Genomic DNA, 23,641 nt, shown 5'->3' on the forward strand with positions numbered 1-23,641 from the left:
AGGTTGTACCAAATTGAAAGCTACATTTGGCTGTTGCACGATATTTACTTTTATATGATCCTGATCTACGTGCTGATGTCCTGGGTGCCCGCGGTGCGCGAAAGCTTCGTCGGCGAGCTTCTGGGCAAGATCGTCGAGCCGTACTTGTCGCCGTTTCGCCGCATCATCCCGGCCATCGGCGGGGTCATCGACATTTCGCCGATCGTGGCGATATTCGCCTTGCGCTTCATCGCCATGGGGCTGATCGCGGTGCTGAATCTCTTTTTCGGTTAGGAGTTAAGAACGATGCCTCATTCCGAAATATACGAGCATTTCCACCCCGACGAGAAAGGGTTTGTGGATCGCGCCTGGGAATGGGTCGAGCGGGCCGCCGAGCTTCACGAAGTTCGGCGCACGGATTTCCTCGACCCGCGCCAGGCGCATATTTTATTTTCGCTGGCGGGCCGGCGTTCCGACGTCGCGATACGGCTCGACGGGGGCTACCCGGAAGCCGAACGCAAACGGGCGGTTCTCGCTCCCGATTATCGTCCGGTCGAGCACGAGGAAATCGGAATCGAGGTGCTCGAGGTCGCCTCGGACGACCGCAAAATCGGCGAGCTCGATCACGGGGATTATCTCGGGGCCCTGCTCGGTCTCGGCGTCAAACGGGAAAAAATCGGCGATTTGCACGTTCATGAAACCGGCTGCCACGTGCTGGTCACCGAGGAAATCGCGGACTTTTTGCGGATTCACCTGAAGCAGGCCCACCGGGTCGAAGTGACGACGGCCCTGCTGCCGCTGTCCGCGCTGAACGTTGCGCGGCCGGCATTGGAGGAGACGACGCTGTCCGTCGCTTCCATGCGGCTCGACGGCATCGCCAGCGACGCGTTTCGGCTAAGCCGCGCGAAAATTATGGCCCCGATCCGGGCCGGACGCTGCAGGGTCAACTGGAAAACTGAAGAAGACCCGTCCAGCCCCGTACGGGAAGGCGATATCGTCTCCGTCAAAGGCTTGGGGCGCTTCAAAGTGCTGGAAGTGCAAGGAACGTCAAAAAGCGGGAGAATACGCGTTCGCATCGGCAAATTTGTCTGAAAAGCAGAAGGAATTCCAATTCGGATGTCGAATACCCTGATTAACATAACGAATCTTTCCGCATTTTTCTCACAGGAGGTTAGCCGATGCCACTCACGCCATTGGACATCCATAACAAGGAGTTCGGCCGCCGGCTTCGCGGTTACGACGAGGACGAAGTCAACGAATTCCTCGATCAGGTCATTAAGGATTACGAAGCGCTGATCCGTGAGAACAAGGAGCTGCAAAACCAGGTCGCATCCCTTCAGGAAAAGCTGGGGCATTTCTCCAACATCGAGGAGACGCTCAGCAAGACGATCATCGTTGCCCAGGAAGCGGCGGACGAACTGAAGAACAACTCGAAGAAAGAAGCCCAGCTGATCATCAAGGAAGCAGAGAAAAACGCGGACCGAATCATTAACGAATCGCTGGCCAAGTCCCGCAAGGTGGCGATGGAAGTCGAAGAACTGAAAAAGCAGGCTTCGATTTACCGCGCCCGCTTCCGCGCGCTCGTGGAGACGCAGCTGGAACTGCTGACGAAGGACAGCTGGGATTCGCTGGAGTCGCAGGAATCGCGCATTCACGAGATCGAGGTTTGAGCCGATTGACAAACGCCGGATTTCCCGGTATAAAGAAATGAAAAGCAGTGAAAATCGATGACGGGAACAAGTGCGCCTTGCGCGGATGCGCAGAGAGCTGGCGGCGGGTGCGAGCCAGCGTGAAGCGAAGGCGGCATATCCTCCCCGAGATGCCAGGCCGAACCCTGCCTTCGGGCGCCAGTAGGCTGAAACGGCGGCCCTCCGTTAACGGGGTTCGCAGTCCGAAGCAGGCTGCGCTTGTCAAGAGCCGTTTCGGCCGATCGAGGCCGAGCGGAACAAGGGTGGTACCGCGAGCGATCCTCGTCCCTTTCAGGGGCGGGGTTTTTTGTTTTTTCCAAAGGTTTTCGCAAACAAGGAAAGGTGGAAGCAAGCTATGAATCGCGTGGATGTCAAGGAAAAGGCGCGCAATCGCGAGCTGCGCGTACTGGAATATTGGAGGCGGGACGGCACGTTTCGCCGCTCGATCGAAAGCAGGGCCGGCAAGCCGAACTTCGTCTTCTACGAGGGCCCGCCGACCGCAAACGGCAAGCCGCATATCGGCCACGTTTTGGGCCGCGTCATCAAGGATTTCGTCGGCCGATACAAGACGATGGCCGGCTACCGGGTCATTCGCAAAGCCGGTTGGGATACGCACGGCCTTCCCGTCGAGCTCGGCGTAGAGAAGCAGCTCGGCATTTCGGGCAAGCAGGAGATCGAAAACTACGGCGTGGAGCCGTTCGTCCGGAAATGCAAGGAGAGCGTATTCGAATACGAGCGCCAATGGCGCGAGCTGACCGAAGCGATCGCGTACTGGACCGATCTGGACGATCCGTACATTACGCTCGACAACCGCTATATCGAGAGCGTATGGCATATTCTCGCGACGATTCACGAAAAGGATTTGCTGTACCGCGGACACCGGGTCAGTCCGTACTGTCCCGATTGCCAGACGACGCTCAGCTCGCATGAGGTGGCGCAAGGGTACGAAGACGTCAAGGATTTGTCCGCGACGGCAAAATTCAAATTGAAGCAAAGCGGCGAATACGTGCTCGCCTGGACGACGACGCCGTGGACGCTGCCCGCGAACGTGGCGCTTGCCGTCCATCCCGACATCGAATACGTGCGCGCGAAGCAGGACGACGGCGTTTATATCGTCGCCGGAACGCTTGCCGAAACGGTGCTGAAGGGCGAATACGAAACGCTCGGCACGGTAAAAGGGAGCGAGCTCGTCGGGCTCGAGTACGAGCCGCTGTTCTCCTACGTACAGGTGGATAACGCGTATCGCGTCATCGGCGGCGACTATGTCAGCGACTCGAGCGGCACGGGCATCGTCCACATCGCGCCGGCCCACGGCGAAGACGACTACCGGGTGGCGCGCCAGCACGATATTCCGATGCTGATGGTCGTCGGAGGCGACGGCCGGTACGTCGACGCCGTGACGGATTTGGCCGGCCGGTTCGTCAAAGATCCCGAGGTCGACATCGCCATCGTCAAAATGCTGTCCGAGCGCGGCCTGCTTTACCATAAGGAGAAATACGAGCACAGCTACCCGTTCTGCTGGCGCTGCAAAACGCCGCTCCTCTATTACGCGACGGAAAGCTGGTTCATCCGGACGACCGCGGTCAAAGATCAGCTGATCGCGAACAACCGGAAGGTGAAGTGGTATCCCGAACATTTGCGGGACGGCCGGTTCGGCAAATTCCTCGAGGATCTGGTCGACTGGAACATCAGCCGCAACCGGTACTGGGGAACGCCGCTGAATGTTTGGGTGTGCGACGATTGCGGGGCGCAGAAGGCGGTGCACAGCCGCAAGGAGCTGCAGGAGCTGGCGACGGAGCCGGTCGCGGACGATCTGGAGCTGCACAAGCCGTACATCGACGGGGTGAAGCTGCGGTGCACGTGCGGCGGCGCGATGACCCGCACGCCGGAAGTGATCGACGTCTGGTTCGACAGCGGCTCGATGCCGTTCGCGCAGTATTTCCATCCGAACGGCGACGAGAAAACGTTCAAGGAACAATACCCGGCCGACTTTATTTCGGAGGGCGTCGACCAAACGCGCGGCTGGTTTTACAGCCTGCTCGCGGTGTCGACGCTGTACAACGGCGAGGCGCCTTACAAATCCGTTATTTCGACCGGCCACGTACTGGACGAGAACGGCCAGAAAATGAGCAAATCGAAGGGCAACGTCATCGATCCGTGGGACATCATCGATGAATTCGGCACCGACGCGTTCCGGTGGGCGCTGCTTGCGGACAGCGCGCCGTGGAACAGCAAGCGGTTTTCCAAAGGCATCGTCGGAGAAGCCAAATCGAAAGTCGTCGACACGCTCGTCAACACGCATGCGTTCTATGCGCTGTATGCCTCGATCGACGGCTTCGATCCGGCGAACCATCCGCACGCGCCTTCCGCGAACAAGCTCGACCGCTGGATCGTCTCGCGGCTGAACAGCCTGATCGCGGACGTCAGCCGCGGCCTGGAAACGAACGATTTCCTCAATCCGGCGAGAGCGATCGAGGCGTTCGTCGACGAGTTGTCGAACTGGTACGTGCGCCGTTCCCGCGACCGCTTCTGGGGCAGCGGGCTGCCGGCCGACAAAGTGTCCGCCTATCAGACGCTGCGCGAAGTGCTGCTGACGCTGGCCCGTCTGACGGCTCCGTACCTGCCGTTCGTGTCCGAGGATATTTACGGCAACCTCGGCGGCGGCGACAGCGTGCATTTGGCCGATTACCCGGTCAGCGATCCGGCGAAAGTCGACGCCAAGCTGGAGCGGGACATGGAGACGGCGCGCAATATCGTCGAGCTCGCCCGCAACGTGCGCAACGAGTCCGCCATCAAGACGCGCCAGCCGCTGTCCGAGCTGCTCGTCTCGCTCGGCGGCGATTTCGACCCGGCGGAATACGAGGATATCATCAAGGACGAAATTAACGTCAAGAAAATTACGCTCGTCGGAGACGACAGCGGGTTCGTCGATTTCAGCCTGAAGCTGAATTTGAAGATCGCCGGGAAAAAATACGGCAAAAACGTCGGCCCGATCCAGGCGATGCTGAAAGGGCTCGAAGCGGAGCAGGCAAGCCGAGCGGTGCAAAGCGGGGCGATCGACTTCGAGACCCCGGACGGAGAAACGCTGAGCATCGAGCTGTCCGAGCTGCTCGTGGAGAAGCAGGCGAAGACGGGCTTCGCGTCGGCGTCCGGCAACGGAATGACGGTCGCGCTGAACACCGACATCACGCCGGAGCTTGAACAGGAAGGGCTTGTTCGCGAAGTGATCCGGGCCGTCCAGGATACGCGGAAAAAGCTCGACCTGCCGATCGAGCTTCGCGTCGGGCTCGTGCTCGACGCGGACGGCGAGACGGAAGCCGCGCTGCGGGCTTTCGATCATGTGCTTCGCGAAAACGTGCTCGTCCGCGATGTCAAATTCGCCTCCGAACCCGGCATGGAGGAGGTGCAGGCGGGGGATAAAACGATCGGCATCAAAATCGTCGCCGAGTAAGAAACGACGAAGGGCCCCGGGAAAAACGGAGCGCCCGCTCTTCCGCCAAAAACGGCCGCACGACCCGAACGGGGTCGGTGCCGGCCGTTTTTTTGTCTTGTCCGGACGAGTTCCGGGTTGCCCGCTCCGCATTGAAATCGTTCTTTTGGCCGCAAGATTGAGCGCGCGGCCGTTGTGGTAAGCTAACGTATGACGATTTATGGACGGGGGGAAAAACGATGGACGAACAAAACCGGATCCACGCCCAATCTAAATCGCGCAAGCCGGGCGCAAAGGAGGAGCCGACGCCGCTCGAGCGCACGCTTCATCTGCTGGCGGCGCGCATTGACAAGCTGGCCGGGGATATGGAAAAGGCGGAAATAAAAGAATACACGAATCTGATGCACCGTCCGTGGGCTTTGATCTGGCGCAACTTCGTTTCGGGCTTGTTCCGCGGCATCGGCATCGCGCTCGGCTTTACTTTTTTCGCGGCGACGATCGTCTGGCTTCTTCAACTGCTTGGCGCGCTGAACCTGCCGATCATCGGGGATTACGTAGCGGACATCGTCCGGATCGTGCAGCGGCAGCTTGAAATCAATCCGTACTGACGATCGGGCCTACTCGCGCTCGATCTCGTCGGGCTCGAGCAGCGGCTCGCCTTCCCGGTCGGCCAAGTAACGATGATAAGCCCGGTTCCGGACGACACTGATGTCCGTCCCCGTGATGTCGGTCGCAAGGAAGCTTTCAAGCGGTTCGACGAACCCTTCGTTTTCGTCGGCTTCCGTATAAACCATCTCGTAATCGGAAATGTCGGCGCCCTCCGCCAGGGCCGGACTGTCGGAGTTGCCCCAGGATTCCACGATTTGCCATGCGTCTTCGCCGTCGAATCCGTTTTGGTCGCCTTGGCCGTCGAGCGAAGTGCGGCCGAACGGCGGCTGCAAAAAATATTCTTCGATCGGGCGCTGTTCATGCTCGCGCTGGACGGGCTCGTGCTTGGCGCAATAGATCGCGGTCGGCTGCGCTTCGAGGCGTTCGGCCGGAATGAAGCCGCCGCAAGCGGCGCAGCGGCCGTATTCGCCGGTGTCCATTCTTTCGAGCGCAGCCTCGATTTTATCCAATCGGAACGCTTGCCTCTCCAGCAAGGCGATGTCTTTGGCTCGCTCGAACGTATCCGTTCCGGCATCGGCGGGGTGGTTGTCGATCCCCGAAAGCTCGCCGGTCGAATCCTTGTATGCGTTGATGAGGCCGAAATGTCCGTTTTGCCGCACGCGTTTTTCCAATTCGCTTTTTTCGTCCAACAGCCTGCGACGCAGCGAGTGCAGCTTTTCCTCCGTCAACTGTGTGGCCATAACCGTATGCTCCCTTCCCGTTGGCGTTGCAGGATCCAATCCGTTTGCGGCTTGATCGCGCCGTTAAAGGACGACGAGTCGTTTTTGGCTTTATGCCTCCGGTCTGTAGTTTTCTCCGGTTCGACTGTTTTGCGTCGCGTCCGCCGCGGACATGTTTTGGGCGCGCTGTCGTTTTTTGCATCCTCGTTCGTGGACTCTCCTCTCCCGAGTATGATAAAATCATCAGGAATATGCAGTGAGAGGCGGAGCGCTACGAATGCAACGGAGTCGATTGGGAATTTTGCCGTATTACGGAATTGCCTTGCTTGTATTTATCATCGACTACATCACGAAAAAAATCATCGAACGGAATTTGGAGCTGTACGAGCAAATCCCGGTCATCGGGGATTTCTTCCTCATTACCTCGATTCGGAACCGGGGCGCGGCATTCGGTATTTTGCAGGGGCAGCGGACGTTTTTCGTCATCGTCACGATCGTTGTCGCCGCCGGAATCATCTGGTATTTGCACCGCTCATACCGCAAAGGACATCCGATGCTGCCGACCGCTCTCGCGCTCGTGCTCGGGGGAGCCATTGGCAACTTTCTGGATCGGGCCATTTACGGCGAGGTTGTCGATTTCCTGCAGTTCAACTTCGGCAACTGGACGTTTCCGATCTTCAACATGGCCGACACGTTTCTCGTGTGCGGGGTCGCCCTGATTATTCTGGACACGTTTTTGGAGGAACGCCGGGCGAAGGACAAGAACAAGGAGAACGAAACCGATGACAATGGAGAAGAACAACAGCTTGTTTGATCCGGAACTGCCGGATGAGGAAGATTTCGGGCAACGGGAGCGATCGTGGATCGTGCCGGAGGAGCAGGCGGGACAGCGGCTGGACAAGCATGTGACCGACCGGTTTGCGGATGCGTCCGTTTCCCGTTCGCAGGTGCAGGAATGGATTCGGGACGGCGCCGTCGTCGTGAACGGCATGGCGGCGAAGCCGAACGCCAAGCTGGCGGCCGGAGACGCGATAACCGTGACGATTCCCGAGCCCGAACCGATCGAAGCGGCGCCGGAACCGATTCCGCTCGACATCGTACACGAGGACGAGGACGTCATCGTCATCAACAAGCCGCGCGGGCTAGTCGTACATCCGGCTCCCGGACATGCGTCCGGCACCGTCGTCAATGCGCTGCTGTACCATTGCAAGGATTTGTCCGGCATTAACGGCGTCGTCCGTCCAGGCATCGTGCACCGCATCGACAAAGACACGACGGGCCTGCTGATGGCCGCCAAAAACGACGCCGCGCATCATTCGCTGGCCGAGCAGCTCAAAGCGCATTCGGTCATCCGGCGCTATACCGCGCTCGTTCGGGGCGTCGTTCCCCACGACCGGGGAACGATCGACGCGCCGATCGGCCGGGACAGAAACGACCGCAAAATGTTCGCGGTCACCGACAAGGGCGCGAAGGACGCAGTCACGCATTTTACGGTGCTGGAGCGGTTTGCCGAATATACGCTCGTGGAGCTTCGGCTCGAAACGGGGCGGACGCACCAAATCCGGGTGCATATGAAGTACATCGGCCATCCGCTCGTCGGGGATCCGGTATACGGGGGGCGCGGCGGGCGCAACCTCGGGATCGAAGGGCAGGCGCTTCATGCCGGCGTTCTGGGTTTCTTCCATCCGCGAACCGGACGGACGATGGAGTTCAGCGCCCCGCTGCCGGACGATATGGAGCATGCGCTTTATATGCTCAGGACGCGATGACGGGGAATGCATTTGATGCGTATGTCGATCCGGTTGAGTCGTGGCTACACATCTGAACTTCTATACGCATGCAGCCCCGCTCAAGTTGGGTAACCATGACTCATTTCGCCGCCTTCGCGAGCAAGCTGTCGATCCGGTTGAGTCGTGGCTACTCAACTCGACCTTACGCACAAGGCACATTCATGTTGGGCTAGAGTGGATTTTATCCAACGAGGAACGGTCATTTCGGACGAAATGGATGAAACGGCCTTGCTCCATAGGACAAAATCCAACGAAGCCTGCGAACGTAGCGAAAAAGCCGTTTTTGATTTGGACGAAATCCAACGAAGCTCCGCCAAACTCGATTGATCCCGCCAAGAAACCCGCCAACCGTTACGCCGTCCCTGCGCATGAAGCCGCTCTCATCTCCATCCCCCCGCAAAGAAGCCTCCCAAGTACCGCAAGCCGAGATTACTCGCGCCAACGCGCCAGTCTCAGCTCCATTGCTTCGTTGTCGCAATAAAGTCTATCTCCCCAAGGTCGGCAAGACGATTTTCCTGGGAGAAAGTTATGCCCTTATCCAGCCGATATTTCCATTCATTCGGACAAGCCGTTCGCATGGGGTGGGGGCTGTGCCCGCTTCGCCCGGCTTTCGGATTTGCAAATCCTGCAAACCTTCTGCGCAAAAATCCATGGTGAGAAACGCGGAATTGCGGCATATTGAGAATGAGAGTAATTTAGGCGAGGAGTGTCGCAAACGTGAGCGTAGAAAAATATCAATCCACCTTTATTCAAGAGCAATTCGCCGACCGGATCGGCGGATCCAACTACGGCAAGGATACGAACATTTACAAGTTCGAAAAAATCAAACGCGCCAAAGCAGCCGCCAAAAAAGCGTTCCCCGACGTCGAGCTGATCGACATGGGCGTCGGCGAGCCGGACGAAATGGCGGACGCCGGCATCGTGGCCAAGCTTGCCGAAGAAGCGGCCAAGCCCGAAAACCGCGGCTACGCGGACAACGGCATCGCCGACTTCAAGGTCGCGGCCGCGAAATATTTGAAGGAAGTGTTCTCGGTCGACGGCATCGATCCGGAAACCGAAGTCGTGCACTCGATCGGCTCCAAGCCGGCGCTGGCGATGATGCCGTCCGTGTTCATCAATCCGGGCGACGTGACGATCATGACCGTCCCGGGCTACCCGGTCATGGGCACCCACACGAAATATCTCGGCGGACAAGTCTACAATGTGCAGTTGACGAAGGAGAACAACTTCCTGCCGGATCTGGACGCCATTCCGGAAGAAATCGCCCGCAAGGCGAAGCTGTTTTACCTGAACTATCCGAACAACCCGACGGGCGCGGCCGCTACGGCCGAATTTTTCGTGAAGGTCGTCGCTTGGGCGAGGAAATACAACGTCGTCATCGTGCACGACGCTCCGTACGCGGCGCTGACGTACGACGGCGTCAAGCCGCTCAGCTTCCTGTCGGTGCCGGGGGCGAAGGACGTGGGCGTCGAGCTTCACTCCCTGTCCAAGTCGTACAACATGACCGGCTGGCGGATCGGCTTTGTCGCCGGCAACCCGCTCATCGTCAAAGCGTTCAGCGACGTGAAGGACAACAACGATTCCGGCCAGTTCATCGCCATTCAGAAAGCGGCCGCCTACGGCCTGGCGAACCCGGCCATCACCGAGGCGATCGCGTCCAAATATTCGCGCCGCCACAACCTGCTCGTGGCCGCGCTCAACGAAATCGGCTTTAAAGCCGAGAAGCCGAAGGGCTCGTTCTTCCTGTACGTCGAGGCGCCGAAGGGCATCAAGGGCGGCCAGCGGTTCGAGACGGCCGAGGATTTCTCGCAATATTTGATCCGCGAAAAGCTGATCTCCACCGTGCCTTGGGACGACGCCGGCCATTTCGTCCGTTTCTCCGTCACGTTCATCGCGCAAGGGGAAGAAGACGAGCAGCGCGTCATCGGCGAAATCAAGCGCCGGCTGACGGACGTGGAATTTGAATTTTAATTCATAAAACTGCATAAAAATAAATACAATTCTGTTGACAACGGGTGTCGAAAGTGCGATAATCTCAGATAAATGAACGGTTGCCTTTAACTCAGTCCAGAGAGGCTGGCAAGGTGGCGTAGCGCACGACCCGATTCGGTCGCGGCCTGATTTCGCAAGCGGACGTCCGTCCGCCGAGCGGTCAAGCTGTGGCTAATCCTGTCGACATACACCTCCTTGCGTCTTATGCAAGGAGGTTTTTTTATGCCTTCATCGCCAGCGGGAGGGTTCGTTATGCAGGAGTTTCAAAACGTCATTATGGATGAATCCGCCATCCGGCGGGCGCTGACCCGAATTGCCCACGAAATCGTGGAAAAGAACAAAGGAATCGACGGCTGCGCGCTGGTCGGCATCCGAACGAGGGGCGTTTTTCTGGCGCGGCGGATCGCGGAGCGCATCCGGGACATCGAAGGCCGCCCGATCGGCGTCGGCGAGCTGGACGTGACCCGGTACCGGGACGACCGGCCGAGCGATGCCGACGCTTCCTCCATCGTGCCGGGCCTCGTTAGCGCGGAAGGCGACAAGCCTTTCGACATCAAGGACAAGCGGATCATTTTGTTCGACGACGTGCTCTATACCGGCCGAACGATCCGGGCGGCGATGGACGCGCTGATGGATTGCGGGCGACCCCAGGCGATCCAGCTGGCCGTCCTGGTCGACCGGGGACACCGGGAGCTGCCGATCCGGCCGGATTACGTCGGCAAAAACGTGCCGACCTCCAGGCAGGAGAAGATCGAGGTTTCCCTGAGCGAAGTGGACGAAAACGACTGCGTCCTCATCATGCACCCGCGGGAAGCGGAAGTGGAAGTGTAAAGCCGGTCATCGAACGGATCGGAGCAACAGACGGATACGAGGAGGCCTTTCGTAACATGACGACATGGATCTTAAACGGCTTGACGGTGAACCCGGAAAACGGAGAACTTTCGAAAAAGCATTTGAAAATAGAAAACGGCAAAGTCGCCGAATGGGCGGACGGCGAGACCGCGCCCGACACGGCCGGCGCCGAAACGATCGACGCCGCGGGCAAGCTGATTTCCCCGGGATTCATCGACATGCACGTGCACCTTCGCGAACCCGGCTTCGAATATAAGGAAACGATCGCGAGCGGCACCCGCTCGGCGGCCAAGGGCGGCTTTACGACGATCGCCTGCATGCCGAACACCCGTCCGGTGACGGATTCCCCGGAAACGGTGCGGCTGGTGCTGGACAAAGCGGCGACCGAAGGCGCGGTCAAGGTGCTGCCTTACGCCGCCATCACGAAAAACGAGCTCGGCCGCGAGCTGACCGACTTCGCCGCGCTCAAGGAAGCGGGCGCGATCGGCTTCACCGACGACGGCGTGGGCGTCCAGAACGCGCAAATGATGAAGGACGCGATGGCGCAGGCCAAGTCGCTGGGCCTTCCGATCATCGCCCACTGCGAGGACGATTCGCTCGTCGTCGGGGCTTCGGTGACCGAGGGCGCGTTTTCCCGCAAGCACGGTCTTAAGGGCATTCCGAACGAATCCGAGGCGATTCACGTGGGACGGGACATTTTGCTGGCGGAGGCGACCGGGGTTCACTACCATGTCTGCCACGTCAGCACCGAACAGTCGATCCGGCTCATCCGGCTCGGCAAATCGGTCGGCGTCCGCGTGACGGCGGAAGTTTGCCCGCACCACCTGGTGCTGTCGGACGAGGACATTCCGGATTCGATGGATGCCAACTGGAAGATGAATCCCCCGCTGCGGACGCCCCGCGATGTCGAAGCTTGCATCGAGGCGCTCGAGGACGGGACGATCGACATCATCGTGACCGATCACGCGCCGCACAGCGCGGAAGAGAAAGCGAAAGGACTCGAGCGCGCCCCGTTCGGCATCGTCGGCTTCGAAACGGCGTTCCCGCTGCTGTACACGAAATTCGTCAAGACCGGAAGGTGGACGCTGCCGTTCCTGCTCCGCCGCATGACGAGCGATCCCGCCCGGGTGTTCGGGCTGGAGACGGGGACTTTGGCGCCCGGTTCGGCCGCCGACGTCACGCTGATCGACCTCGAAACCGAGAAGGAAGTCGATCCGGAAACGTTCCTGTCGCTCGGGCGGAATACGCCGTTCGCCGGTTGGAAGCTTTCCGGCTGGCCGGCGCTGACGATGGTCGACGGCAAGGTCGTCTGGAGCGAACAGGCTTAAGCTTGTCGCTTGTAAGGCATACGAGGCGTTTTTGCTCACGCAAAGACTTGAGGAGGAAAAGGGATGCAAGCGAGATTGTTACTGGAAGACGGCACACTGTTCACGGGCCTCGGATTCGGCGCGGAAGGCGCGTCCACCGGCGAAGTGGTGTTCAATACAGGCATTACCGGATATCAGGAAGTTTTGTCCGATCCTTCCTACTGCGGCCAGATCGTCACGATGACGTTTCCGCTGATCGGCAATTACGGCATTAACCGGGACGACTTCGAGTCGATTCGCCCTTACATTCACGGCTTCGTCGTGCGCCGTCACGAGCCGGTGCCGAGCAACTGGCGGGCGCAGTATACGCTGGACAGTCTGCTCAAAGAGTACGGCATCATCGGCATCAGCGACATCGACACGCGCATGCTGACGCGGATTTTGCGCCGCCACGGTACGATGAAGGGGATTCTGACGACGGGAACCGAACGGGTGGAAGAGCTGCGGGAGCGGCTTAACGCCTCCTCGCTGCTGCGCGACCAGGTCGCCCGCACGTCGACGAAGCAAGTGTTTTCCAGCCCGGGCAAGGGCGAGCGGATCGTGCTGATCGACTACGGAGCCAAAAGCGGCATCCTGCGCGAGCTGACACAGCGCGGCTGCGACGTCGTCGTCGTCCCGCACGACACGACGGCCGACGAAATCCGCCGGCTGCATCCCGACGGCATCCAGCTGTCGAACGGCCCCGGGGACCCGAAGGACGTCCCGCACGCCGTCGAAACGGTGCGCCAGCTGCTCGGCGAATACCCGCTGTTCGGCATCTGTCTCGGCCACCAAATTTTCGCGCTCGCTTGCGGAGCCGACACCGAAAAGCTGAAATTCGGCCACCGCGGCGGCAACCACCCGGTCAAGGAGCTTGAAAGCGGCCGCTGCTACATTACATCGCAAAACCACGGCTACACGGTCAAGGAAGAGTCGATCCGGGGCACGGAGCTGACCGTGACGCACATCAACAACAACGACAAAACGATCGAAGGCCTGAAGCATAACCGCTATCCGGCCTACACGGTGCAATATCACCCGGAAGCGGCTCCGGGTCCGTTCGACAGCGGCTACCTGTTCGACCGGTTCCTGGAGATGATCCGCGAGCACAAACGCAACAACCCCGAACGGCCGCGCCAGGCGCAGTTGGCGGAGACGCTGAGAGGAGAACTGCAATATGCCCAAAAATAACGACCTCAAAAAAATTCTCGTGATCGGCTCCGGCCCGATCGTCATCGGACAAGCGGCCGAATTCGACTACGCCGGCACGCAGGCTTGCCAAGCGCTGAAGGAAGAAGGACTCGAAGTCGTCCTGATCAACAGCAACCCGGCCACGATTATGACCGATACCAATATGGCCGACAAAGTGTACATCGAGCCGATCAACCTCGAGTTCGTATCCCAGATCATCCGGCAGGAGCGTCCGGACGGATTGCTGCCGACGCTGGGCGGACAGACCGGCCTCAACATGGCGGTCGAATTGGCCCGCGCCGGCGTGCTCGAGCAGGAAGGCGTCAAGCTGCTCGGCACGCAGCTGTCGGCGATCGAGCGCGCCGAGGACCGCGATCTGTTCCGCGAGCTGATGCGCGAGCTGGGCCAGCCCGTTCCGGAGAGCGTCATCGTGACGAGCATCCAGGAAGCGGTCGATTTCGCGAACGAAATCGGCTATCCGGTCATCGTGCGCCCGGCTTATACGCTGGGCGGCACGGGCGGCGGCATCGCGGCGACCGAGGAAGAGCTGCGCGAAACGGTCGACAGCGGCATCCGCTACAGCCCGATCGGCCAATGCCTGGTCGAGAAATCGATCGCGGGCATGAAGGAAGTCGAATACGAAGTGATGCGCGACGCGAACGACAACTGCATCGTCGTCTGCAACATGGAAAACTTCGATCCGGTCGGCGTCCATACCGGCGACAGCATCGTCGTCGCGCCGAGCCAAACGCTGTCGGACCGCGAGTATCAGATGCTCCGCTCCGCATCGCTGAAAATCATTCGCGCGCTCAACATCGAAGGCGGCTGCAACGTGCAGTTCGCGCTCGATCCGCAAAGCTATCAATATTACGTCATCGAAGTCAACCCGCGCGTCAGCCGCTCTTCGGCGCTCGCTTCGAAAGCGACCGGCTACCCGATCGCCAAAATGGCCGCCAAAATCGCGATCGGTTACACGCTCGATGAAATCGTCAACCCGGTTACGGGGCAGACCTATGCCTGCTTCGAGCCGACGCTGGACTACATCGTCAGCAAAATCCCGCGCTGGCCGTTCGACAAATTCGTCTCGGCGAACCGCAAGCTCGGCACGCAAATGAAGGCGACCGGCGAAGTGATGGCGATCGGCCGCACGTTCGAGGAATCGATCCACAAAGCGGTTCGCTCGCTGGAAATCGGCACGCACCGCCTGCTGCTCAAGGGCGCGGGCGAAATCGCCGACGACGCGCTTCGCACGCGCCTCGCGAAGCCGGACGACGAACGGCTGTTCCTCGTCGCCGAAGCGTTCCGCCGCGGCTGGACGCTGCAGGACATCCAGGACTTGACGAGCATCGACTGGTGGTTCCTGGACAAAATCGAACGCATCGTCGCGTTCGAGGACGTTATTCGCCGCGAGCCCGGACTCACGGCCGAGACGCTGCTTAAGGCAAAGCGCATGGGCTTCACCGACCGCGCGATCGCCGAGCTGCGCAAGGAGGGCCAAGGCGTTACCGCGGCTCACGCGGACGAAACGGCCGTTCGGGAATACCGGCTGCAGCAAGGAATCAAGCCCGTTTATAAAATGGTCGACACCTGCGCCGCCGAATTCGAAGCTTCGACGCCGTACTACTACTCGACTTACGAGACGGAAAACGAAGTGATCCCGAGCGCGAAGGAAAAGATCGTCGTGCTCGGCTCCGGCCCGATCCGGATCGGCCAAGGCATCGAGTTCGATTACTCGACGGTTCACGCCGTGTGGGCGATCCGCAACGCCGGCTACGAAGCGGTCATCATCAACAACAACCCGGAAACGGTATCGACGGATTTCAATACGTCGGATAGGCTGTACTTCGAGCCTCTCTTCTTCGAAGACGTCATGAACGTCATCGAGCAGGAGAAGCCGATCGGCGTCATCGTCCAGTTCGGCGGCCAAACGGCGATCAATCTGGCGGGCCCGCTGTCCCGCGCCGGCGTGCGCATTCTCGGTACGTCGCTCGACAGCATCGACGAGGCCGAAGACCGCAAGCGGTTCGAGGCGCTTCTTCGCCGGCTGAACATCGCGCAGCCGAAGGGCACGACCGTCACTTCCGTGGACGAAGCGGTAGGCGCGGCGGCATCGCTCGGCTATCCGGTGCTCGTCCGCCCGTCCTACGTGCTGGGCGGCCGCGCGATGGAAATCGTCTACTCCGACGACGAACTGCTCGCTTATATGAAAGAAGCGGTGAAAATCAATCCTGAGCATCCCGTCCTGATCGACCGCTACATGCTCGGCAAGGAAATCGAAGTCGACGCCATCTGCGACGGCGAAACGGTGCTCATTCCCGGCATCATGGAGCATATCGAACGCGCGGGCGTCCACTCGGGCGACTCGATCGCGGTCTATCCGCCGCAGTCGCTGTCGGAGGAAATCAAGCGGCAAGCGGTCGACATCACGACCCGCATCGCGAAGGAACTGAAGACGGTCGGGCTCGTCAACATCCAGTTCGTCATCTGGAACGAGCAGGTGTTCGTCATCGAAGTCAATCCGCGTTCGTCGCGCACGGTGCCGTTCCTGTCCAAGGTGACGAACGTGCCGATGGCGAATTTGGCGACGCAGGCGATTCTGGGCGTCAAGCTGGCCGACCTGGGCTATTCCGGAGGCCTGTGGCCGGAAGACGAGCACGTATCGGTCAAAGTGCCGGTGTTCTCCTTCGCCAAGCTGCGCCGCGTCGACCCGACGCTGACGCCGGAAATGAAATCGACCGGCGAAGTGATGGGCCGCGACCGCCATTTCGCCAAGGCGCTGTTCAAAGGGCTGCTGGGCGCCAACATGAAAATCCCGACCTCGGGTTCGATCATCGCGACCGTCGCCGACAAGGATAAAGAAGAAGCGATCGAAATTTTGCGCGGCTTCTACAAATTGGGCTACAAGCTGCTGGCAACCGGAGGCACGGCGGAAGCGCTCGAACAAGCGGGGATGCGCGTCACGCGCGTGAACAAGCTGAGGGAGAACTCGCCGAACATCCTCGACCTGATTCGCACCGGACAGGCGCAATTCGTCGTCAATACGTTGACGAAGGGCAAAACGCCGGAGCGCGACGGGTTCCGGATTCGCCGCGAAGCGGTGGAAAACGGCGTCGTCTGCCTGACGTCGCTCGATACGGTCCGCGCGCTGCTGAACATGCTGGAGTCGCTGCGCTTCTCCAGCGAAGCGATGCCGGTGCTTACGCCTTAACATTCGCGCTTTTGCCCGGTCTCCAGCTACTGCCGGAGATCGGGCTTCTATGTGACATTTTACGTTAAAACAAGGGAGCTGAACGTGTTGACGATGCGTCTCGCACGCGAGCAAGCTGCCGCCAAGGTGATGGTAGCGCTCGACAAACCCGATGCCGAAACGGCATTGCGCCTCGCCGACGCGCTTCACGGCACCGGCTGCTGGATGAAAGTGGGCATGGAGCTGTTCTATGCCGCGGGCCCTTCGGTCGTCCGCGAGCTGAAAGCCCGGGGCTTCAAAGTGTTTCTCGATTTGAAAATGCACGACATTCCCAACACGGTGCGAGGCGGCGCCCGGAGCATCACGCGGCTCGGCGTCGATATGTTCAACGTGCACGCGGCAGGGGGAAGCGCGATGATGGGGGCCGCCATGCAAGGCGTGGAGGATGCGCTCGGGGAGGGCGACGCGGACGAGAAACCGATCGTCATCGCCGTGACGCAGCTGACGAGCACGAGCCTCGCCGTGCTTAACGAGGAAATCGGAATTGCAGGCACGGTCGAGCAGGCGGTCGTAAACTATGCGAAGCTTGCCGCCAGCGCCGGTCTTCGCGGCGTCGTCGCCTCGCCGCTCGAGGTCGAAGCGATCAAGCTCGCCTGCGGTCCGGAATTTCTCACCGTGACGCCGGGCATTCGGCCGCGCGGTTCCGACATCGGGGACCAGTCGCGCATTACGACACCCGGCGACGCCGTCCGGGGCGGCACCGATTATCTCGTGATCGGGCGGCCGATTACCGGCGCTCCCGATCCCGCCGTTTCGCTTCAATCGATCCTTGAGGAGATGAGCGCATCATGACCACTGTATCCATAGACCGCCTGCCGACCGAAGTCGCCGGCGCCTTGCTGCGCATCCAGGCGGTGGCGCTGCGCCCGAACGAGCCGTTTACGTGGACTTCGGGGCTGAAGTCGCCCATTTACTGCGACAATCGGCTGACGATGTCGTTTCCGGAAATCCGCGATCTGATCGCGGAAGGCTTCGCCGCCATCATCCGGGACCAATATCCGGATTGCGAAGCGGTCGCCGGCATTGCGACGGGCGGCATTCCCCATGCGGCCTGGGTCGCCCAAAAGCTGAGCCTGCCGATGCTGTACGTGCGGGACAAGGCGAAGGGGCACGGCAAGACGAACCAGATCGAAGGCAGCTTCAAACCCGGCCAAAAAGTCGTGCTGATCGAGGATTTGATCTCGACCGGCGGGAGCTCGCTCAAGGCGGCGGTAGCCGTCCGCGATGCCGGCTGCGAAGTGCAGGGCGTCGTCGCGATTTTCACGTATCAGTTCGAAAAGGCGACCGACGCGTTCGCGGCGGAAAACATTCCACTGCATACGCTGTCGAACTATACGGCGCTCGTCTCCGTCGCGCTCGAGACCGGAGCCATCCGCGAGGAAGACGTCGCGCAGCTGAAAGCGTGGCGCGAAAATCCGGCGGCTTACGGCGTATAAGCTTGTCGGCGCATCTTTGCATCACCCCCGTTTCGGTCGAAACCGGCGGGGGTATTTTTTTTGAGCGCGCCGGAACCCGATTCCCAATATTTACGCGTGCTTGCCCGTGCTGCTTCTCTGATAGGATAGAGGGATAGAGGCAAAAGAGGATAGAGGGATATCTGTCCTGCCGGAAAGAGGTGCGGGTTTTGCGTTTTTATCGTTTGTTGAATTTGGGGTTGGCCGCCTTTCTCGCCTGCGGGATCGCGCCGCCGGCGTTTGCGGCCGGAACCTCGGTCGGAACGCCGTTTCGCGATATCGCGTCCAGCTTCGCCAAGGCGGATATCGCCGCGTTGTACGCAAAAGGCATCGTCGGCGGAACGAGCGCCGATACGTTCAGTCCGAAGCGGGGGGTCACGCGCGCGGAATTCGCGGCGCTCCTGATCCGTCTGTTCGGGCTTGAGCCGGTGGCGAGCCGCATTTCTTCTTTTATCGACGTTCCGCTCGGCGCATGGTATTACGGTTCGACGGAGGCGGCGTCCCAGCTCGGCATCGTGAACGGGACGGGGGCCGGCGCGTTTCGCCCGGCGGCATCGCTGACGCGGGAGCAGGCGGCTGTCCTCCTGGCGCGGGCTTTAAAATTGGAGGGTTATGGCGGCGGCGAATCGTCTTCGTACGAGGACGCGGACGACATAAGCGTTTGGGCGGTCGCCTCGGCGCAGGTTGCGACGGAAGCGGGGCTGATCGAAGGGGATAGCGAAGGCCATTTCCGTCCGCAGGATGCGCTGACCCGCGAGGAGACGGCCGCGCTGCTGAACCGGATCGTTCGGAACGACGAATGGGCGGACGGTCTGGAGCGCGAGCCGGAAATGGGGCTGCAGCTCGGCTGGCAGTACTTGCAGACGACGGCGGAATTTATCGCAAGCGTAAAGCGGTCGACCGTGAATACGCTCGTTCCGCGCGTCTTTTTTCTGGAATCGGCTTCGGCGGTTTCAGACAGCACGGACGAAACGCTTGTCCGATGGGCGGACGAGAGCGGGAAACAGGTGTGGGGGATGGTCGGCAACCGATCGGATGCGGAGCTGACCCATCGACTGCTTGAAGACGAGAGCAACCGGCAGGACGTCATCGATCAGCTCGTCGCTTACGTCGACCATTACGGAATGGATGGTCTTAATCTCGACTTTGAAAACGTGCTGCCAATAGACCGCTTCGGCTTGACCGCCTTCGTCGAAGAGTTGGCCTGCCGGCTGCACCGGATCGGGGCGGTGCTGTCGGTGAACGTTTCCCCCGATCTCGGTTCCGACTGGACGGCGGCGTTCGACTACGCCGCTTTGGGGGAAGCGGCCGATTATATCGTCCTGATGGGGTACGACGAGCATTGGGGCGGTTCCCCGGTTGCCGGATCGGTCGCTTCGCTGCCGTGGGTGGCGAGCGGCTTGGACACGCTGCACGAGGCCGTGCCGGCGTCGCGGACGATTCTCGCCTTGCCGACGTACACCCGGAAATGGACGCTTGCGCCGTCCGTCTCCTCGACGATTTTGTCGATCCGCGAGCAGGCTGCGGCCGTCGAGTCGCTCGGGGCGGGGAGTTGCTCCTGGGACGAGACGATCGGACAGTACGTCTACACGTTCGCCAATTCGGGAACGACGTACAAGATTTGGGCGGAGGACAGCCGCTCCCTCGCGCTGAAGACGGCGGAGGCCGCGAAGCGGGGGATGGCGGGGCTCGCCTACTGGTACATCGGCGGCGAGACGCCCGATATTTGGCCGGCCGTCCGGAACGCGGCCAAGTACGCATCGTTCGCGTCCGGCTGACGGCGGCCGGGCGTTCGGCTGCATTCGAAGATGCGGGATTCATTCGATTCGACCGCGCCAATCGCGAATCCTGGCATTGAGACCGTCAAGGTCGGGCGCTTCCGTTTCCTCGTCGGACAGGCGGGCCCGCTCTTTCAGCTTCAGGATGCGATAGACGCTCTCGTCGATCCGGGTTTCCGCGATCGTGCCGTCCTTGACGCAACGGACAAGCGACTCGAAAACGGCCCGTTCGTTGTCGTAACCGTGGCCGATCAGCAGGATGTCGACGCCCGCTTCCACGGCATCGGCGGCGGCGTCGGCCAGCTTGTAGTTTTTGACGATCGCGCCCATTCCCAAATCGTCGGTCATGACGACGCCGTCGTAGCCCATTTTTTCCCGGAGCTGCGTGCCGACAATCGTCTTCGACAGCGAAGCCGGCCGCTTTGGATCGACTTTCGGAAATAGAATATGGGCGACCATGATCGCTTCGGCTTGCTCCTTGACCGCGGCCTGGAACGGGAGCCATTCCTGCTTCGCCAACTGCTGCGGCGTCTTGTTCACGACGGGCAAATCGAGGTGGGAATCGACGGACGTGTCGCCGTGCCCCGGAAAATGCTTGACTACGGGAATGACGCCGCCCCCGCGAATGCCCTTCATGGCTGCGATGCCCATTTCGGCCACGCGTTCGGCGGAACTGCCGAACGAGCGATCGCCGATGACGGGATTGTCCGGGTTGCTGTTGACGTCCAGCACGGGCGCGAAATCCATATTGAAGCCGAAAGCCAGCAGCGCTTCGGCAAGCAGATTTCCCATTTCCTCGGCCTGCTCCGGCTTGCCGCCGGCGCCGACGGCGGCGCTGGCCGGAAACGGTTCGACCTCGTCCGGCAAACGGCTGACCCGGCCGCCTTCCTGGTCGACGCCGATGAAGATCGGCGCGGGATTCCCTGCATTTGCGCGTTTGATCGCGTTAATGAGGGAAACCGTTCCGCCGACATCCGATATATTGTCCCCGTACAGGATGATGCCGCCGATTTTGTGTTCGCGGATCATTTTTATCGCTTCGTCGTCAAGCTCGTCGCCTTCGATGCCGGCCAACACCATTTGCCCGATTTTCTCCTCCGGCGTCATGTTCCGGATCTTCAACCGGATCGGATCTTCGGAGGCGGACGGCGGGGCTGCGGAAGAAGGGGAAGCTTCCGGCGGAACCGTTGCCGAAGGCGGCGCATTTTCGCCGGTTGCCGGGTTCGGCGCCTGTTCGCCCCCGGCCGTCGCCGTCGGCGGCGAAGCGGCGGTCGAAGCGGTCGGCGATGCGGAAGGGGAAGCGGGCGGCTCGTTATTCGCAGCGCATCCGGCTGCTCCTGCGATCGCGGCGGCAAGCAGAGCGAGTCTCGCGAGCGGACGCCATTTCATGGGACGGTCACTCCTTTCGGGCAATACGTTACGGGCGGCAAACGGTGCTCCCAGGAAAAACAGACTTGGATTCGCACGAAACGAAACTTATCCTTTCCGAATCGTCGAACAAAAATAGCGGTCGATCCCGACCGCTATTCGCGCACGTATTGAAGCCGACCTGTCTTGCGCTACCGGCGATCCGCCCCCACGCCGGTAGCCGCCCGCGCCCAAGACCGGGCGAGAGGGCGCTCGGCTTACTTGGCTTTGGAAATGTCGAACGAGCTTTTGAGCGAGACGATCCGGTTGAACACCGGACGCCCGGGCTTGCTGTCCTTCGGATCGACATTGAAGTAGCCGTGCCGGAAAAACTGGAATTTCTCCTGGGCCGCCGCATCCTTCAAGCCCGGCTCGACGAAGCCTTGCAGCGTCGTCAGCGAGTTCGGGTTCAGCCGCTCGAGAAACGGGGCGTCGTCGTCCTCTTCGTCTTCCGTAATAAGCGGCTCGTAAAGACGGAATTCCGCGGGCGCCGCCTGCGAGGCGTCGACCCAGTGAATCGTGCCCTTCACCTTCCGGCCGGTAAAGCCGGAGCCGCTCTTCGTCTCGGGATCGTACGTGCAGCGAAGCTCCACCACTTCGCCGGCTTCGTTTTTGATCGCTTCCTCGCACTTGATGAAGTACGCGTGCTTGAGCCGGACTTCGTTGCCGGGAAACAGCCGGAAGTATTTGCTCGGCGGATTTTCCATGAAATCATCCTGCTCGATGTAGATTTCGCGCGAGAACGGAATTTGGCGGTGGCCCAGCTCCGGGTTTTCCGAATTGTTCTCGGCGTCCAGCCATTCCGTCTGCCCTTCCGGATAGTTCGTGATGACGACTTTCAGCGGCCGCAGAACGGCCATCGTCCGCGGACACTTCAGCTTCAAATCCTCGCGGATGAAGTGCTCCAGCATTTGCTCGTCGACGACGCTGTAGCTGCGCGCGACGCCGATCTCGCGGCAGAACGCTCGGATCGCCTCCGGGGTGTAGCCTTTGCGGCGAAGGCCGGAAATCGTCGGCATGCGCGGATCGTCCCAGCCGTCGACGGCCTTTTCGTCCACGAGCATTTTGAGCTTCCGCTTGCTCATGACCGTGTTCGTCAGGTTCAGCCGCGCAAATTCGTACTGCCGGGGGATGTGGGGCATTTCGGTTTCCCGGACGACCCAGTCGTAGAACGGCCGCTGATCCTCGAATTCGAGCGTGCATATCGAGTGCGTGACGCCTTCGATCGCGTCCTCTAGCGGGTGGGCGAACGCATACATCGGGTAAATGCACCATTGGTCCCCGGTATTGTGGTGCGTCGCGTGAACGACGCGGTAAATGACCGGATCCCGCATGTTGATGTTCGGCGACGACATGTCGATTTTGGCGCGGAGCACCTTGGCCCCGTCCGGAAACTCTCCGTCCTTCATGCGCCGGAACAGGTCGAGGTTTTCCTCGACGGAGCGGTTGCGATACGGGCTCTCTTTGCCGGGCTGCGTCAGCGTGCCGCGCGTTTCGCGGATTTCGTCCGCGCTTTGATCGTCGACGTAGGCGAGCCCCTTGCGGATCAGCAAGGTGGCGCGGTCGAACATTTCGCCGAAATAATCCGAGGCGAAAAACAGTCCGTCCCAGTCGAAGCCGAGCCACTGCACGTCTTTTTTGATCGATTCGACGTATTCGGCGTCTTCTTTTACCGGATTCGTATCGTCAAACCGCAAATGGGTGCGGCCTTTGAATTCGTCGGCAAGCTCGAAGTTCAGGCAAATCGACTTCGCATGCCCGATATGCAGATAGCCGTTCGGTTCGGGCGGAAACCGGGTGACGATTCCCTCCACGCGGCCTTCGGCCAAATCCTCGGAGACGATGTTTTTGATAAAGTTCGATGACGACGTTTTGCTGTCCAATCCGACCAACCTTCCCTGGGAATTCTCTTGTTATTCCTTCATCATACACAAAATATCCCCTTCTTATAAAGAGGAAAGCAAAAAAATAAGCGCCGGAAGCCCTTTCTGTCGCAAGCTGCCGAAAAAATAGGCCCTTCCTCCTCTCATCTTTCTCATAAAAAATTGCTAAAGACGTAACTTTTCCTCGGTTTGGATCGTTATAATTGATGGAGCCATGGGGAAAGAACTGCATTCGTCGTCAATTTTTGCTATAGGCAACAGGGGGAGGAGCCAGAA

At 60.2% G+C, this 23,641-nt stretch carries 18 protein-coding genes; 15 read left to right on the forward strand and 3 right to left on the reverse strand.

Going from position 1 to position 23,641, the window contains the following annotated elements; genetic code table 11:
- Positions 1-3: 3 nt before the first annotated feature.
- The 5 genes from JW799_RS19635 (at position 4) to JW799_RS19655 (ending at position 5,705) form a co-directional block, all read left to right on the forward strand.
- The gene (locus JW799_RS19635) at positions 4-273 is read left to right on the forward strand and encodes a YggT family protein (RefSeq protein WP_080840430.1); all 270 of its coding nucleotides are present in this window, start codon (positions 4-6) and stop codon (positions 271-273) included.
- A gap of 12 nt (positions 274-285) precedes the next feature.
- Complete coding sequence (locus tag JW799_RS19640) at positions 286-1,071, forward strand: YlmH family RNA-binding protein (RefSeq protein ID WP_080840429.1); 786 nt, start codon at positions 286-288, stop codon at positions 1,069-1,071.
- 86 nt (positions 1,072-1,157) lie between these two features.
- Positions 1,158-1,649 (forward strand): DivIVA domain-containing protein, encoded by a 492-nt coding sequence (locus tag JW799_RS19645; RefSeq protein WP_080840427.1) that lies wholly within the window; start codon positions 1,158-1,160, stop codon positions 1,647-1,649.
- A 373-nt stretch (positions 1,650-2,022) separates the two neighbouring features.
- Positions 2,023-5,118, forward strand: a complete 3,096-nt coding sequence (ileS, locus tag JW799_RS19650) for an isoleucine--tRNA ligase (protein WP_205431311.1) — start codon at positions 2,023-2,025, stop codon at positions 5,116-5,118.
- Between the two features lie 218 nt (positions 5,119-5,336).
- On the forward strand, positions 5,337-5,705 hold the full coding sequence (locus JW799_RS19655) for a DUF5665 domain-containing protein (protein ID WP_139787323.1): 369 nt from the start codon (positions 5,337-5,339) through the stop codon (positions 5,703-5,705).
- Positions 5,706-5,714: 9 nt separating this feature from the next.
- Here JW799_RS19655 and JW799_RS19660 read toward each other — a convergent pair whose 3' ends face one another.
- The gene (locus JW799_RS19660; protein WP_080841040.1) at positions 5,715-6,446 is read right to left on the reverse strand and encodes a TraR/DksA C4-type zinc finger protein; all 732 of its coding nucleotides are present in this window, start codon (positions 6,444-6,446) and stop codon (positions 5,715-5,717) included.
- Between the two features lie 280 nt (positions 6,447-6,726).
- On the opposite strand from JW799_RS19660, the gene lspA reads away from it, so the two are divergent.
- From lspA to JW799_RS19710, 10 genes are all read left to right on the forward strand, one after another.
- Positions 6,727-7,239 carry a signal peptidase II gene (gene lspA / locus JW799_RS19665; RefSeq protein ID WP_080841038.1) on the forward strand — a complete coding sequence of 171 codons (513 nt, stop codon included), beginning with the start codon at positions 6,727-6,729 and terminating at the stop codon, positions 7,237-7,239.
- Positions 7,208-8,194, forward strand: coding sequence for an RluA family pseudouridine synthase (locus tag JW799_RS19670; protein WP_205431313.1), 987 nt, complete (start codon positions 7,208-7,210; stop codon positions 8,192-8,194). The genes lspA and JW799_RS19670 overlap by 32 nt, the downstream gene beginning before the upstream one ends.
- Before the next feature lie 738 nt (positions 8,195-8,932).
- The gene (locus JW799_RS19675; RefSeq protein WP_205431315.1) at positions 8,933-10,186 is read left to right on the forward strand and encodes an LL-diaminopimelate aminotransferase; all 1,254 of its coding nucleotides are present in this window, start codon (positions 8,933-8,935) and stop codon (positions 10,184-10,186) included.
- A gap of 273 nt (positions 10,187-10,459) precedes the next feature.
- Positions 10,460-11,038, forward strand: coding sequence for a bifunctional pyr operon transcriptional regulator/uracil phosphoribosyltransferase PyrR (pyrR, locus tag JW799_RS19680; protein ID WP_205431317.1), 579 nt, complete (start codon positions 10,460-10,462; stop codon positions 11,036-11,038).
- Positions 11,039-11,094: 56 nt separating this feature from the next.
- Complete coding sequence (locus tag JW799_RS19685) at positions 11,095-12,387, forward strand: dihydroorotase (RefSeq protein ID WP_205431320.1); 1,293 nt, start codon at positions 11,095-11,097, stop codon at positions 12,385-12,387.
- A 63-nt stretch (positions 12,388-12,450) separates the two neighbouring features.
- Positions 12,451-13,596: a carbamoyl phosphate synthase small subunit gene (locus tag JW799_RS19690; protein WP_205431338.1), complete on the forward strand. Its 1,146-nt coding sequence runs from the start codon at positions 12,451-12,453 to the stop codon at positions 13,594-13,596.
- The gene (gene carB / locus JW799_RS19695; RefSeq protein WP_205431346.1) at positions 13,583-16,804 is read left to right on the forward strand and encodes a carbamoyl-phosphate synthase large subunit; all 3,222 of its coding nucleotides are present in this window, start codon (positions 13,583-13,585) and stop codon (positions 16,802-16,804) included. The genes JW799_RS19690 and carB overlap by 14 nt, the downstream gene beginning before the upstream one ends.
- A gap of 93 nt (positions 16,805-16,897) precedes the next feature.
- A complete protein-coding gene (pyrF, locus tag JW799_RS19700) occupies positions 16,898-17,635 on the forward strand; it encodes an orotidine-5'-phosphate decarboxylase (RefSeq protein ID WP_205433052.1) in 738 nt (245 codons plus the stop codon).
- Positions 17,632-18,279, forward strand: coding sequence for an orotate phosphoribosyltransferase (pyrE, locus tag JW799_RS19705; RefSeq protein ID WP_080840410.1), 648 nt, complete (start codon positions 17,632-17,634; stop codon positions 18,277-18,279). The genes pyrF and pyrE overlap by 4 nt, the downstream gene beginning before the upstream one ends.
- A 188-nt stretch (positions 18,280-18,467) precedes the next feature.
- Entirely contained in the window at positions 18,468-20,075 is a 1,608-nt protein-coding gene (locus JW799_RS19710; protein WP_240353347.1) for an S-layer homology domain-containing protein, read from the forward strand.
- 39 nt (positions 20,076-20,114) lie between these two features.
- Here the strand turns inward: JW799_RS19710 and nagZ are convergent, their stop codons facing one another.
- Both nagZ and JW799_RS19720 read right to left on the reverse strand, forming a co-directional pair.
- Positions 20,115-21,464: a beta-N-acetylhexosaminidase gene (gene nagZ, locus JW799_RS19715; protein ID WP_205431347.1), complete on the reverse strand. Its 1,350-nt coding sequence runs from the start codon at positions 21,462-21,464 to the stop codon at positions 20,115-20,117.
- A 236-nt stretch (positions 21,465-21,700) separates the two neighbouring features.
- Complete coding sequence (locus JW799_RS19720) at positions 21,701-23,365, reverse strand: glutamine--tRNA ligase/YqeY domain fusion protein (RefSeq protein WP_205431348.1); 1,665 nt, start codon at positions 23,363-23,365, stop codon at positions 21,701-21,703.
- Positions 23,366-23,641 lie beyond the last annotated feature (276 nt).

This window comes from Cohnella algarum, from assembly GCF_016937515.1.
GTDB classification, from domain to species: Bacteria; Bacillota; Bacilli; order Paenibacillales; family Paenibacillaceae; genus Cohnella; species Cohnella algarum.

Bases quoted from the DNA above. Each gene is read 5' to 3' on its own strand.
- JW799_RS19640 (WP_080840429.1), top strand. From the start codon at position 286: ATGCCTCATTCCGAAATATACGAGCATTTCCACCCCGACGAGAAAGGG.
- JW799_RS19645 (WP_080840427.1), top strand. From the start codon at position 1,158: ATGCCACTCACGCCATTGGACATCCATAACAAGGAGTTCGGCCGCCGG.
- ileS (WP_205431311.1), top strand. From the start codon at position 2,023: ATGAATCGCGTGGATGTCAAGGAAAAGGCGCGCAATCGCGAGCTGCGC.
- JW799_RS19655 (WP_139787323.1), top strand. From the start codon at position 5,337: ATGGACGAACAAAACCGGATCCACGCCCAATCTAAATCGCGCAAGCCG.
- JW799_RS19660 (WP_080841040.1), bottom strand. From the start codon at position 6,446: ATGGCCACACAGTTGACGGAGGAAAAGCTGCACTCGCTGCGTCGCAGG.
- JW799_RS19670 (WP_205431313.1), top strand. From the start codon at position 7,208: ATGACAATGGAGAAGAACAACAGCTTGTTTGATCCGGAACTGCCGGAT.
- pyrR (WP_205431317.1), top strand. From the start codon at position 10,460: ATGCAGGAGTTTCAAAACGTCATTATGGATGAATCCGCCATCCGGCGG.
- JW799_RS19685 (WP_205431320.1), top strand. From the start codon at position 11,095: ATGACGACATGGATCTTAAACGGCTTGACGGTGAACCCGGAAAACGGA.
- JW799_RS19690 (WP_205431338.1), top strand. From the start codon at position 12,451: ATGCAAGCGAGATTGTTACTGGAAGACGGCACACTGTTCACGGGCCTC.
- carB (WP_205431346.1), top strand. From the start codon at position 13,583: ATGCCCAAAAATAACGACCTCAAAAAAATTCTCGTGATCGGCTCCGGC.
- pyrF (WP_205433052.1), top strand. From the start codon at position 16,898: ATGCGTCTCGCACGCGAGCAAGCTGCCGCCAAGGTGATGGTAGCGCTC.
- pyrE (WP_080840410.1), top strand. From the start codon at position 17,632: ATGACCACTGTATCCATAGACCGCCTGCCGACCGAAGTCGCCGGCGCC.
- nagZ (WP_205431347.1), bottom strand. From the start codon at position 21,464: ATGAAATGGCGTCCGCTCGCGAGACTCGCTCTGCTTGCCGCCGCGATC.